The organism is Alphaproteobacteria bacterium (genome assembly GCA_019635875.1).
Lineage (GTDB): Bacteria > Pseudomonadota > Alphaproteobacteria > Reyranellales > Reyranellaceae > JAFAZJ01.
Window position 1 is genome coordinate 370,557 of the sequence record JAHBYP010000004.1, and the last position, 12,733, is coordinate 383,289.

Sequence of the window (12,733 nt, forward strand, 5' to 3'; positions counted from 1 at the left end):
GCCTTCGCAGGGAGAAGGGAAGCGCGCAACAGCCCGTCCCCCTCCGGGAGATGGCGAGGACCGCGAGATAGCCAGCGGGGGCGGGGCTGCGGTAGATTGAGAGTCCCCGGCCGGCGCGCCGTGCGCCGCCCAAGACTTGCGGTGCGATGAGCGTTCCATCGGCCTCCGTTCCGGAGCGTCCCCTGATCGTCTGGCTGGCGCGCTTCGGGCAGCTGTTCACCGGCCGCGCCGCGGCCCTGGCGCTGGTCGTGCTGGCGATGATCGCCGGCGCGCTGACCTACGCCGCCTTCGGCGGCCTGCTGCCGATGACCTTCGCCAATCGCTGGTTCGTCGGCGGCCTGCTGGCGGCGGACGTCGTCATCGCCATCGGGCTGGCCGCGGTGGTCGGCGCGCGCGTGGTACGCGCCCTGCTGGAGCAGCGCCGCGGCGCCGCCGGCGCGCGCCTGCATGTGCGCATGGTGCTGCTGTTCGGCCTGTTCGCCGTGGTGCCGACCTTCGTCGTCGCCATGGTCTCGGGCTACTGGCTCTCGATCGGCCTGCAGGAGTTCGTCAACGAGCGCATCGCGCGCGGCATGGACAGCGCCCGCCTGCTCGGCAACTCGGCGCTGGAGCCGCAGCGCGCCGCCGTGCTGACCGATGTCGAGCGCCTGTCGAGCGCGCTGCAGCTGCTCGGCCCCGATACCGTGGGCGACAGCGAACGCGCGCCGGCGACGCTGGCGCGGCTGGCACCGGGCTCGCCGACGCTGTTGGACGCGGTGATCGTCGATTCCTCGGGCCAGACCATCGCCTCGATCGGCCTGATCGCCGGCCGGCCCGCGCCGTCCTACGTGCCGCCATCCTCGTCGCTGGCCAGGGCCGCGGCCGAGGCGGGACCGCTGGTCGAGTTGCGGCAGACCGGCGTCTACGTCGTGCTGCACCTCTTCACCGGCGGCAACCTGTTCCTGGTGACCGGCCACAATGTCGATCCCGGCCTGTGGTTCCACGTCGACCAGATCGCACGCGCCGATGCCTTCCTGACCCAGCTCGAGAGCAACTCGATCGACAACCAGCTCAGGGTGTTCGCGGTCTACGCCGTGATTGCAGCGCTGATGCTGCTGTCGGCGGTGTGGCTGGCTCTGAACTTTGCCTCGCGCCTGGCGCAGCCGATCGGCAATCTGATGACGGCGGCCGACCAGGTGCGCAAGGGCGACCTCTCGGCGCGCGTGCCGGAGGAGGGCGCCGACGACGAGCTGAGAAGGCTGGTGCGCGCCTTCAACCGCATGACGCGCCAGCTCGACGAGCAGCGCCGCGATCTGGTCGACGCCAACCGCCAGCTCGACGAGCGACGCCAGCTCACCGAGGCGATCCTCTCGGGCGTCTCCGCCGGCGTGCTGAGCATCGGCACCGCCGGCGAAGTGCTGCGCGCCAATCGTTCCTCCGCCGACCTGCTGGGCCTGCCGTCCGACCAGATCGAGGGCCGCCGGCTGCTCGACGTCCTTCCCGAGCTCGACGACGCGCTGGAGCAGGCACGTGCCCGGCCCGAGCGCGCCTATCAGCGGCAGATCGACATCCGCCGCGACGGTGTGTCGCGCACCCTGCTGGTGCGCATCTCGACCGAGCGGGGCGAGGACGGGCTGCGCGGCAATGTCGTGACCTTCGACGACGTGAGTGACCTCATGGCGGCCCAGCGGATGGCCGCCTGGGCCGATGTGGCGCGGCGCATCGCGCACGAGATCAAGAACCCGCTTACCCCGATCCAGCTCTCCGCCGAGCGGCTCAAGCGCAAGTACCTGCGCCAGATCACCGACGATCCCGACACCTTCACCATCTGCACCGACACCATCGTGCGCCAAGTCGGCGACATCGGCCGCATGGTCGACGAGTTCTCGTCCTTCGCCCGCATGCCCAGGCCGACGCTCGCCAGGGAGGACCTCAAGGAACTCTGCCAGCAGGCGCTGTTCCTGCAGCGCACCGCCCAGCCGCAGATCGAGTTCATCGCCGAGCTGCCCGAGGCGCCGCCGATCGTGGTCTGCGACCGACGTCAGATCGGCCAGGCGCTGACCAACCTGCTGAAGAACGCCGGAGAGGCGATCGAGGGACGCGATCCGCCGTCAGACGGCGGCAAGCTTCCGCCGGGCCGGATCCAGCTGCGGCTGCTCGATCGCGGCGGCGAGTTGCGCGTGGTGATCGAGGACAACGGCAAGGGCCTGCCGCGCGAGGGCCGCGAGCGGTTGACGGAACCCTATGTCACCACGCGAAGCAAGGGCACCGGCCTGGGGCTGGCGATCGTCAAGAAGATCATGGAGGACCACGGCGGCGCACTGCTGCTCGACGATTGCGAGGGTGGCGGAGCACGGATCTCTTTGCTATTCCATCGCGCCGCTGAACAGGCTCGCCCGGCCGCCACCGCCGCGTCCGCCTGATAGCCTGTAGCTCGAGCCCCCGATCCCCGCCGCCATGGCCCATGAAATCCTCATCGTCGACGACGAACGCGACATCTGCACGCTGATATCGGGCATCCTGGAGGACGAGGGCTACGCCACGCGCCGTGCGCATGACAGCCGCGAGGCGGTCGAGGCGTTCCGCCTGCGCCGGCCGGCGCTGGTGATCCTCGACGTCTGGCTTCAGGGCAGCGAGCACGACGGGCTCGAAGTGCTGAAGATCATCAAGCGCGACGATCCCAGCGTGCCCGTCGTCATGATCAGCGGCCATGGCACGATCGACACCGCCGTCGCCGCCATCAAGTCGGCGGCCTACGACTTCATCGAAAAGCCGTTCAAGTCCGACCGTCTTCTGCTGGTCGTGCAGCGCGCCATCGAGACCGCAACCCTGCGTGCCGAGAACGCCGCCCTGCTCAAGCGCGCCGGCGGCGAGGAGACCCTGATCGGCAACTCGGCGGCGATGGGCCAGCTGCGCGCGGCGATCGAGCGCGTGGCGTCCACCGGCAGCCGCGTGCTGCTGAGCGGTCCGCCGGGCTCGGGCAAGGAACTGGTCGCACGCCTGATGCACCGGGCATCCAAGCGCGCGGGCGGGCCGTTCGTCACCGTCAACTGCGCGGCCTTCTCGACCGAGCGGCTCGAGATGGAGCTGTTCGGCAGCGAGAACGGCGACGGCGAGAACGGTGGCGACGGCGTGGCCGTGTTCGGCGCCTTCGAGCAGGCGCATGGCGGCACCCTGCTGCTCGATGAGGTCGGCGAATTGCCGGCCTCGACCCAGGGAAAGGTGATCCGCGTCCTGCAGGAGCAGGCGTTCTTCCGCGACGGCGGCAAGTCGCGCGTCGAGGTCGACGTGCGCGTGATCGCCTCGACGACGCACGACCTGCAGCCCGACATCGCCGCCGGCCGCTTCCGCGAGGACCTGTTCTACCGCCTCAACGTCGTGCCGATGCGCGTGCCGTCGCTGGCCGAGCGGCGCGACGACATTCCGGAGCTCGCCAACCACCTCGTGCAGCGCGTCGCGGCCGCCGCCGGACTGCCGGCGCGACCGGTGGGCGAGGACGCCATCGCCGCCCTGCAGAGCTACGACTGGCCCGGCAACGTGCGCCAGCTGCGCAACGTCGTCGAGCATCTGCTGATCGTGGCGCCTTCCGACGGCACAGCGCCGCTGCGCGCCGACATGCTGCCGGCCGATTTCGGCGACATCTCGCCCTCCGTGCTGCGCTGGGAGAAGGGCGGCGAGATCATGCAGCTGCCGCTGCGCGAGGCGCGCGAGGTCTTCGAGCGCGAGTACCTGATGGCCCAGGTGACGCGCTTCGGCGGCAACATTTCGCGCACCGCCGCCTTCGTCGGCATGGAGCGCTCGGCGCTGCATCGCAAGCTCAAGTCGCTGGGCGTGCACGGCGACGAGCGCGGCGGCTAGCGTTTTCCTTCTCCTCGCGAAGGCGGGGAGAAGGTGCCCGAAGGGCGGATGAGGGGCTTCTCGCCGTCTCGACAACGGCGATCGAGGTCGTTGCGCGAGGAAGCCCCTCATCCGCCTCGCTGGCGCTCGGCACCTTCTCCCCGCCTTCGCGGGGAGAAGGAATGAGAGGGGAGTTCATGTCGCGTATCGCTTACGTCAATGGACGCTACGTGCCGCACCGCGACGCGCAGGTGCATATCGAGGACCGCGGCTATCAGTTCGCCGACGCGGTCTACGAGGTGATCGGCATCGCCGATGGCCGCTTCCTCGACGAGGACCCGCATCTCGATCGTCTCGGTCGTTCGCTCAACGAGCTGCGCATCGCCTGGCCGATCGATCGCAAGGCGCTGAAGTTCGTGTTGCGCGAGGTGGCGCGGCGCAATCTCGTGCGCCATGGCCTGGTCTACTTCCAGGTCTCGCGCGGCGTGGCGCGGCGCGACTACGGCTTTCCCAAGGACACCAGGCCGGCGCTGGTCGTCACATCCCGGCATACGCCGGCACCGTCGCCCGATACCGGCCCCGGCGTCGCCGTCATCACCACGCCCGACCTGCGCTGGAAGCGCGTCGACATCAAGACCACCGGCCTGCTGGGCGGCGCGCTGGGCAAGCAGCAGGCGCGCGAGAACGGTGCCTTCGAGGCCTGGCAGGTCGACGAGAACGGCTTAGTCACCGAAGGCACGTCGAGCAACGCCTGGATCGTCACATCGGGCGGCGAGCTGGTGACGCGGCCGCTGGGCAACGACATCCTGGCCGGCATCACCCGGGGTACCGTGGCCAGGGTCGCCGCCGCGCTGCAGCTCAAATTGACCGAACGCCCCTTCACCGTCGCCGAGGCGCAGCAGGCGCGCGAGGCGTTCATGACCAGCGCCACCTCCTTCGTCACACCGATCGTCAGGATTGACGGCAAGGCGGTGGGCGGGGGCCGTCCCGGCGACACGGCACGCCGCCTGCGCGCGGAATATTTCCGCGTCGTGTCGGAGGCACCGTCATTCCTGTGAGCGACGCAGCCCCGCCGCCGCCGCCGCGCGCGGTGATTTTCGATTGGGACAACACGCTGGTCGACACCTGGCCGACCATCACGCGATGCTACAACTCGGTCTTCACAGCCTTCGAGATGGACTGCTGGACCGAGGATGAGACACGCTCTCGCGCCCACGGCTCGCTGCGCGACGTCTTTCCGAAGCTGTTCGGCGAGCGCTGGGAGGAAGCGCGCGAGATCTTCTTCGGCACGTTCAACGCCTGCCACCTGGCGGCATTGCGGCCGCTCGACGGCGCCCACGAGCTGCTGCGCGAGCTTGTCGCACGCGGCGTCTATCTCGCCATCGTCAGCAACAAGACAGGTTCCGCGCTGCGCGCCGAGGTCGGCCATCTCGGCTGGGACGCCCTGTTCGCCAGGGTGGTCGGCGCCACGGATGCCGCGCGCGACAAGCCGGCGCCCGATCCGGTCACCATCGCGTTATCGGGCGCCGGATTGCAGCCGGGTGATCCCATCTGGTTCATCGGCGATACCGTCGTGGACCTGCAATGCGCCCATGCGACAGGCTGCGTGCCGGTGCTGGTTCGTGCTCAGGAGCCCGGTCCCGGGGAACTTCTGGAGTACCCGCCCCGGCTTTATGCACGCAACGTTCATGCACTGCGGGCGTTGATGTAAGGGGTTTCCGGGACTATATCTCCCACGAGTAGGCGGCACGCGGTTTGCGTGTGCTCTCGTGTCGCGTCATCCCGGACACCATGGCGGTGCTCGGCAACAGCCACCAAAGGGGGCCAAGAAGGTGTCGGAAAAAGCACAAAATGTTCAGGACGTGTTCCTGAACCACATCCGCAAGACCAAGACGCCGGTCACGATCTTCCTCGTCAACGGCGTGAAGCTCCAGGGCATCGTCACCTGGTTCGACAATTTCTCGGTCCTGCTGCGTCGCGACGGTCATTCGCAGCTTGTCTACAAGCATGCGATCTCGACCATCATGCCGGTGACTCCGGTCCAGCTGTTCGAGAATGAGAAAACACCCGCAGCCGCCACCGCGGATCATTGATCCAGCCGAGATCCCCGAACAGACGCTGATCGACGGCGAGGAAGAGCCGCGCCGTCGACGCGTGTCCGAACCGCAGGACACCGCGGCCGGCCCGATACTGGCCGCCGTCATCTGTCCGCTGGCGCACGAACGCGCGAGCGGCGGCGATCAGCCGGCGGCGCGCGGCAGCCAGGCCGTGCTGGCCGAGGCGATCGGCCTGGCGCGCGCCATCGACCTCGACGTGCGCATCGCGCAGACGCTGGCGCTGCGCCAGCCGGTGCCGGCGACCCTGCTGGGCCGCGGCGCGGTCGAGCGCCTCAAGGACGCCATCGCCGAGCAGCACATCAAGGTCGCCATCGTCGACACCCGGCTCAGCCCGGTGCAGCAGCGTAACCTCGAGAAGGCGTGGAACTGCAAGGTCATCGACCGCACCGGCCTGATCCTCGAGATCTTCGGCGCGCGCGCCCGCACGCATGAAGGCCGCCTGCAGGTCGAGCTGGCCTCGCTCGACTACCAGCGCAGCCGGCTGGTGCGGTCGTGGACCCACCTCGAACGCCAGCGCGGCGGCTTCGGCTTCCTCGGCGGTCCCGGCGAGTCGCAGCTCGAGCTCGATCGCCGCATGATCGAGGCACGCATCCTGCACATCAAGCGCGACCTGGCGAAGGTCAAGCAGACGCGCGGCCTGCATCGCGCCGGCCGGAAGAAGGGCGCGATCCCGACCGTGGCGCTGGTCGGCTACACCAACGCCGGCAAGTCGACGTTGTTCAACCGCATCGCCCGGTCCGACGTCTTCGCCAAGGACCTGCTGTTCGCCACGCTCGATCCGACGATGCGCTCGATCCGCCTGCCCAACGGGCAGCGCGCCGTGCTGTCCGACACGGTGGGCTTCATCGCCGACCTGCCGACCAGCCTGGTCGCCGCATTCCGCGCCACGCTGGAGGAGGTGATCGAGGCCGACCTGATCGTGCATGTGCGCGACGTCGCGCACGAGGACAGCGAGCGCCAGCGCCACGATGTCGAGTCGGTGCTGCGCGAGCTTGGCCTCGAGGAACGCATCGCCGAGGGCGACATGATCGAGGCGCTCAACAAGATCGACCTGCTGCCGATGGCCGATCGCCTGCGCCTGGAGACCGTGTCCTCGACCGGCCGAGACCGGCGGTCGGTGTTCCCGATCTCGGCGGCGACGGGCGAGGGCGTCGATACGCTGCTCGAGGCCATTGCGGAGCGTCTGGCCGCCGCCGCCGCGCCGATAGAGGTCGAGCTGCCGCTGGCCGACGGCGCCACCATCGCCTGGCTCTACCGCCACGGCGACGTGCGCGCGCGCCACGAGCTCGACGACCGCGCCGTCTTCACCGTGGCGATGGACGCCGAGACCCGCGCCCGCCTGGCACACCGCCTGGGCCGCGACGTCTGATTTGACGACTGTCTTCGGGCCGCGCCGCTCCAGCGGCGCTCATGATGCGTCGCTGGAGCGACGCGGCCCAAACACCTTGAAGCCGCTCCCGGTTGGATACGCGATCACCCTTCCCCCGGAGGGGGAAGGTGCCCGAAGGGCGGAAGGGGGATGTCGAAGACGAACTGAGGAGTCCGTCTTCGACATCCCCCATCCGGCGCTGCGCGCCACCTTTCCCCCTCCGGGGGAAGGTAAGATCGAACCGATCGTCCGGACGTGAGACGGGTTGACGAGAGACGGGCCGGTTCCTAAAACCGCGCCCGGAACGCCATTCAGTCACTCCGGGGAAAACCGATGAAACTCAAGCCCTTGCACGATCGTGTCCTGATCCAGCCGACCGATGCCGAGACCAAGACCAAGGGCGGCATCATCATTCCCGACACCGCCCAGGAGAAGCCGCAGCAGGGCAAGGTGGTCGCCGCCGGCAAGGGCGCGCGCCTCGAGGACGGCCGCCTGCAGCCGCTCGACGTCAAGGTCGGCGACGTGGTGATGTACGGCAAGTGGTCGGGCACCGAGGTCAAGCTCGGCGGCGTCGACTACGTGATCCTCAAGGAAAGCGACATCATGGGCGTGGTCGGCTGAGCCGCCGACGCCGAATGACATGACGCTGCGCGACGGCGATATCGAGAACGTCGCCGAACTCATGAAGGAGAGCGCGACGGCGGAACTGCTGTCGCGCTTTCGTCGTCTTCAGGAAGGCGACATCCGCGAGAAGGCGCCGGGCGACCTGGTGACCGTGGCCGACGTTGCCAGCGAGCAGCGTCTCGCCAGCGGGCTGTCGAAGATCCTGCGCGGCGCGCCCGTCGTGGGCGAGGAGGCGGTCGCCGCCGAGGCCGGGCTGATCTCGCACATCGCCGAGGCCGAGGCCGCGTGGATCGTCGATCCGCTCGACGGCACGTCGAACTTCTCCAAGGGCATCGAGCGCTTCGCCATGATCGTGGCCCTGGTACGCGGCGGCGAGACCGTCGCCGGCTGGATCTACGAGCCGGTGCGCGGGCGCATGGCGATCGCCACGCTGGGCGGCGGGGCAACGATCGATGGCGTGCGCATGGAGTTGCCGGCGACCGGCCCCCTGCGCGACGCGCATGGCTTCGTCGGCTACAAGATCAAGCGCGAGGTCGAGCGCAGCATGCGCGGCGGCGCCAGGCGCCAGTTCGGCGGGCTCTCGACGCTGGCCTGCGCCGGCATCGAGTATCTCGAGATCCTCGCCGGCCAGGCGCATTTCTCGCTCTATCGCCGCACGCGCGCCTGGGATCATGCCGCCGGCACCCTGCTGCTGCGCGAGGCAGGCGGGCTGGCCAACCGTCACGACGGCAAGCCCTATCACCCGACCCAGCCCGATAGCGCCGGCATCCTCACGGCGCCCGACGAGAAGCGCTGGGTCGAGCTCTACGAATTGCTGCTGGGGGCGCCGGCGCCGCTGCTCGATCGCGGCTCGTCCTGATCCGCATCGGGCACGAAGTGCAGGGCGGCGGCCCGGACGACCTCTGGCCCGTCGAACGGCTTGGCGAGGCGCGGCGCATTACGGAACTCCGGCGGAATCAGCTCGGCCTCGCCGTAGCCCGTCAGGAACATGATCGGCACGCCTGTGTCGAGCAGCCGCCGGGCCAGCGGGAAGCAAAGCTCACCGGCGAGATTGATATCGAGGACGGCGCCATCGAGGGCACCCTCTTCAGCGCGTTGCATCGCCTGGTCCACGCGCCCGACGGGGCCGACAACCTGGCAGCCGCATTCCTCGAACAGCTCGCGGATCGTCTCGGAGACGAGGAAGTTGTCCTCGACGACCAGGATGCGCAGTCCACGCAGTTCGGGTGGCGGGCTCATTGCGCCCTCCCCGCAGGTCAGTTGCCCTGGATGTTGCCCTTGGCGGGAAACTCGATGCTCCAACGCACACCGGTGCTGGAAGGCTCCATGCTCGCCGTGCCCTGAAGCTCGAATTCGACACTGCGCTTCACGAAAACCGTGCCGAAGCCGTCGACCAGCGGGCCGTTCACAGGCGGCCCATCGCTTTCCGTCCAGCTGAGCGTCATGCTGCCATTCGCGTCGACCGGGCGCCACGCGACATCGACGCGACCGCCGTTCTTCGACAGGCTGCCGTACTTGGCCGCGTTGGTCGCCAGTTCGTAGAACACCATGCCCAAGGTCGCGGCCGCGCCGGGCGTCAGGCGCAGATCGGTGCCGTGCAAGGCGACATCGGCGCTGTCCTTCTCGACATGGCCTTGCAGCGCCGTGCCGATCACCGCGCGCAGGCTGGCGCCGGTCCAGTTGGTGCGCGACAGCAGGTCGTGCGTCGACGCCATCGCGCGCAGCCGGCCGAGGAAGGCTTCCGAGAAATCGGTCAGCGACTCGCTGCTCTTCATCATGCGCGAGGCGAGCGCGCCGATCGTGGTGATGATGTTCTTCACCCGGTGCTGCAGCTCGTAGAGCAGTACTCGCTGATGCGCCTCCGCCGCCTTGCGCTCCGAGATGTCGACGAGCGCGGCGATTCCGCCGCGCACCTGGCCGGCCTCGCCGAACAGCGGAGTCGCCGACATCATGACGTCGACCCGGCTGCCGTCGGCGCGCACCAGGTGGCCCTCGAAGCCGGGCACCGCCTGGCCCGATTGCGCCGCGCGCTGCAGCGGATGCTCGGCGGGCCTCAGCTCGCGGTCGCCCTCGAACACACGCAGCGCCGTCGTCACCGGCCGCGGCCCGCCGGCCTCGAAGTCCTCGCCATTCTGGCCCAGCAGGTGGGCGCCGTAGCGGTTGACGCGCACGCGCTCGCTGCGGTTGTCCTCCATGATCAGGATGCCGACCGGCAGCAGGTTGAGCAGGGTCTCAAGGCTCTGCACCCGATTGCGAAGGTCGGTGGTGAGCTCGCCGATGCGCGCCTCGGCGGCGGTGATTCTGGTGACGTCCATGAAGGTGATCACCACGCCGCCGATGACGTTGTCGACGGTTCGATAGGGCATCATCCGCATCACGTAGCGCGTGTCGTTGTGGGTGCTCTGGACCTGCCGCTCGATGGTCGCCAGTGTGCGCATCACGCGCTCGGCGTCCTCCTGCACCGAGTCGAGCTCGAAGCGGGCGCGCACATGCGTGATCGGCCGGCCCGTGTCGCTCTCGACCAGGCGGAAGAGATCCTTGGCCGCGGGGGTGAAGTTCTTCACCGATAGGTTGCGGTCGAGAAAGATGGTGGCTATCTGCGTGCTCTCCAGCAGGTTGGCGACGTCGGAGTTCGCCCGGCTTAGCTCGTCGACGCGTGCGTTGAGCTCGGCGTTGACGGTCTGCAGCTCCTCGTTGATCGACTGCAGTTCCTCCTTGGAGGTCTCGAGCTCCTCGTTGGCGGACTGCAGCTCCTCGTTCATCGAGGACAGCTCCTCGTTGCCCGACTTCAGCTCCTCGTTGGAGGATTCCAGCTCCTCGGTGGTGGTCTGCAGGCGCTCCTTGGTGGCGCGAAGCTCCTGCTCGATCTGGCGCAGGCCGGCGCTTTCCAGGTCTTCGCCCGCCACCGACAGCTCTTCCTCCGCCGCGGTCTTGATGCCGCCGACGTCCTGGAAGATCACCATGAAGAGCGGATCGTGGGCAGGCCCGGGCCGGATCGGGTGAATGATCAGGTCGAGCGACTGGCGACCGCCATTGGTGCCGACCGCGACATTGCGCTGGGTCACGGTCTGGCCGGTGCTGACCGCCTTGTGCACCGCGGCGCGCAGGTCCGGCCGCAGGCCCTGGCGCGCCATGCTGAAGATGTCGATACGCGGCGCGCCCGGCGCCAGCTCCAGGTACTTGCCGGTGCGCGCCGAGCCGTGCAGCAGGTCACCGTCGGCGTTGATCACGACGTAGGCCGGCGCAAAGCGCTCCAGGAGCTGCCGCTCAGCCAGGGTCTGGATCGGCTCCTGCGCGACCTGTACGCGGTCGCCGGGCGCGAGGCGCCGGCGCGCGATGTCCGGCGTGGTCAGCGGGAACTCGGGCAGCCGGCGGTCGATCTGCGGGCGCCGGCGGAAGATGCGGTGCGTCTTGTCGACGGTCGAGAACATCCGCGAATGACGCGTGACATTCTCCGACGTGCCGAGGAACAGGAAGCCGGGATCGTTGAGCGCGTAGTGGAACAGGGGAATCAGCCGGTTCTGCAGATCGGGCGTCAGGTAGATCAGCAGGTTGCGGCAGCTGACGAGGTCGAGCTTGGAGAACGGCGCGTCACGCAGCAGGTTGTGCGCCGAGAACAGGCAGATTTCGCGCAGGTCGCTGGCGATGCGGTAGCTGCCGTCCTCGCGCACGAAATGCCGTTCCAGCCGCGCTGGCGAGACGTCGCGTGCGATCGTCGAGGGGTAGCGGCCGACGCGCGCGATCTGCAGCGACTGCTCGTCGATGTCGCTGGCGAAGATCTGCAGCCTGGGCGCGGCCTGCGTCTTGGGCATGTGTTCGCGCAGCAGGATGGCGATGGAGTAGGCCTCCTCGCCGGTCGAGCAGCCGGGCACCCAGACGCGCACGGAATCGTCCGGCCCCTTGCCGTGGAACAGCGCCGCAATGACCTCGCGCTCCAGAGCCTCGAAGGCAGCCGGGTCGCGGAAGAAGTTGGTGACACCGATCAGCAGGTCCTGCAACAGCGCGTCGAGCTCCTGCGGCTCCTTGCGCAGGCGCTCGATGAACTCGGGGATCTGATCGATCTGCAGTACCTGCATGCGCCGCTGCACGCGGCGCGCCACTGTCTTGTCCTTGTAGCCGGTGAAGTCGTGCCCGGTGCGCAGGCGCAGCAGAGTGGTGATCTGCGAAAGGTGGTCGACGGTCTCCTGCAGGACGCCATCGGGGCCTTTGCGGCCATCGATGCGCGTGAGGTGCTGGAAGTAGTCGGTGAGCTTGGCCGCGATCTCGTCGATCGGCAGGACGAAGTCGACCATGCCCGTGCGCACGGCGCTGCGCATCATGCCGTCGTACTCAGCGCCGTCCTGGGCGAGGGTCAGGCCGCCATGCTCCTTGATCGCGCGCAGGCCGATGGTGCCGTCGCTGCCGGTGCCCGAAAGGATGACGCAGGCGGCGTTCTCGCCCTTGGCGGCCGCCAGCGACAGCAGGAACGCATCGATCGGCGTGCGCAAGCCGCGCTGCTCGGTCACCGGTCCAAGATGCAGGCGGTCGTCGGCGATGGTCAGCGTCTTGTTGGGCGGGATGATGTAGATGTGATCCGGCTCGATGCTCATGCCATCGCCTGCCTCGACCACCGGCAGGTCCGCGGTGCGATCGAGCAGGCCGGGCAGGACGCTGGCGTGCGACGGATCGAGGTGCTGGACGATGACGTAGGCGATGCCGCTGTCCGGCTTGAGGATCGGCAGCAGCGCCTCGAGGGCGCCGATGCCGCCGGCCGAGGCGCCGATGCCGACGACCGGGAGATTGACCACCGGCTGATGGTCCGCGGCCT

The 12,733-nt window shown here is 68.8% G+C and carries 10 protein-coding genes; 8 read left to right on the forward strand and 2 right to left on the reverse strand.

The window, feature by feature from the left end:
- The first annotated feature begins 146 nt into the window (after nucleotides 1–146).
- The 8 genes from KF889_16580 (at nucleotide 147) to KF889_16615 (ending at nucleotide 8,785) form a co-directional block, all read left to right on the forward strand.
- Entirely contained in the window at nucleotides 147–2,402 is a 2,256-nt protein-coding gene (locus tag KF889_16580; protein ID MBX3501058.1) for a PAS domain-containing sensor histidine kinase, read from the forward strand.
- Nucleotides 2,403–2,436: 34 nt separating this feature from the next.
- Nucleotides 2,437–3,837: a sigma-54-dependent Fis family transcriptional regulator gene (locus KF889_16585; protein MBX3501059.1), complete on the forward strand. Its 1,401-nt coding sequence runs from the start codon at nucleotides 2,437–2,439 to the stop codon at nucleotides 3,835–3,837.
- A gap of 176 nt (nucleotides 3,838–4,013) precedes the next feature.
- On the forward strand, nucleotides 4,014–4,874 hold the full coding sequence (locus KF889_16590) for a D-amino-acid transaminase (protein MBX3501060.1): 861 nt from the start codon (nucleotides 4,014–4,016) through the stop codon (nucleotides 4,872–4,874).
- On the forward strand, nucleotides 4,871–5,527 hold the full coding sequence (locus tag KF889_16595; GenBank protein ID MBX3501061.1) for an HAD hydrolase-like protein: 657 nt from the start codon (nucleotides 4,871–4,873) through the stop codon (nucleotides 5,525–5,527). The genes KF889_16590 and KF889_16595 overlap by 4 nt, the downstream gene beginning before the upstream one ends.
- A gap of 121 nt (nucleotides 5,528–5,648) precedes the next feature.
- Nucleotides 5,649–5,909 (forward strand): RNA chaperone Hfq, encoded by a 261-nt coding sequence (gene hfq / locus KF889_16600; protein ID MBX3501062.1) that lies wholly within the window; start codon nucleotides 5,649–5,651, stop codon nucleotides 5,907–5,909.
- The gene (gene hflX, locus KF889_16605; protein MBX3501063.1) at nucleotides 5,872–7,302 is read left to right on the forward strand and encodes a GTPase HflX; all 1,431 of its coding nucleotides are present in this window, start codon (nucleotides 5,872–5,874) and stop codon (nucleotides 7,300–7,302) included. Before hfq ends, hflX begins: the two co-directional genes overlap by 38 nt.
- Nucleotides 7,303–7,635: 333 nt before the next feature.
- Entirely contained in the window at nucleotides 7,636–7,923 is a 288-nt protein-coding gene (gene groES / locus KF889_16610) for a co-chaperone GroES (GenBank protein ID MBX3501064.1), read from the forward strand.
- Between the two features lie 19 nt (nucleotides 7,924–7,942).
- On the forward strand, nucleotides 7,943–8,785 hold the full coding sequence (locus KF889_16615) for an inositol monophosphatase (GenBank protein ID MBX3501065.1): 843 nt from the start codon (nucleotides 7,943–7,945) through the stop codon (nucleotides 8,783–8,785).
- On the opposite strand, the gene KF889_16620 is transcribed toward KF889_16615, so the two are convergent.
- On the reverse strand, nucleotides 8,731–9,138 hold the full coding sequence (locus tag KF889_16620) for a response regulator (GenBank protein ID MBX3501066.1): 408 nt from the start codon (nucleotides 9,136–9,138) through the stop codon (nucleotides 8,731–8,733). The two genes, KF889_16615 and KF889_16620, sit on opposite strands and share 55 nt — an antisense overlap.
- 44 nt (nucleotides 9,139–9,182) lie before the next feature.
- The gene (locus KF889_16625; protein ID MBX3501067.1) at nucleotides 9,183–12,713 is read right to left on the reverse strand and encodes a PAS domain-containing protein; all 3,531 of its coding nucleotides are present in this window, start codon (nucleotides 12,711–12,713) and stop codon (nucleotides 9,183–9,185) included.
- Nucleotides 12,714–12,733 lie beyond the last annotated feature (20 nt).

What these genes read in the sequence shown, in the direction of transcription:
- KF889_16580 (MBX3501058.1), top strand. Translation starts at nt 147, where the DNA reads ATGAGCGTTCCATCGGCCTCCGTTCCGGAGCGTCCCCTGATCGTCTGG.
- KF889_16585 (MBX3501059.1), top strand. Translation starts at nt 2,437, where the DNA reads ATGGCCCATGAAATCCTCATCGTCGACGACGAACGCGACATCTGCACG.
- KF889_16590 (MBX3501060.1), top strand. Translation starts at nt 4,014, where the DNA reads ATGTCGCGTATCGCTTACGTCAATGGACGCTACGTGCCGCACCGCGAC.
- hflX (MBX3501063.1), top strand. Translation starts at nt 5,872, where the DNA reads ATGAGAAAACACCCGCAGCCGCCACCGCGGATCATTGATCCAGCCGAG.
- groES (MBX3501064.1), top strand. Translation starts at nt 7,636, where the DNA reads ATGAAACTCAAGCCCTTGCACGATCGTGTCCTGATCCAGCCGACCGAT.
- KF889_16615 (MBX3501065.1), top strand. Translation starts at nt 7,943, where the DNA reads ATGACGCTGCGCGACGGCGATATCGAGAACGTCGCCGAACTCATGAAG.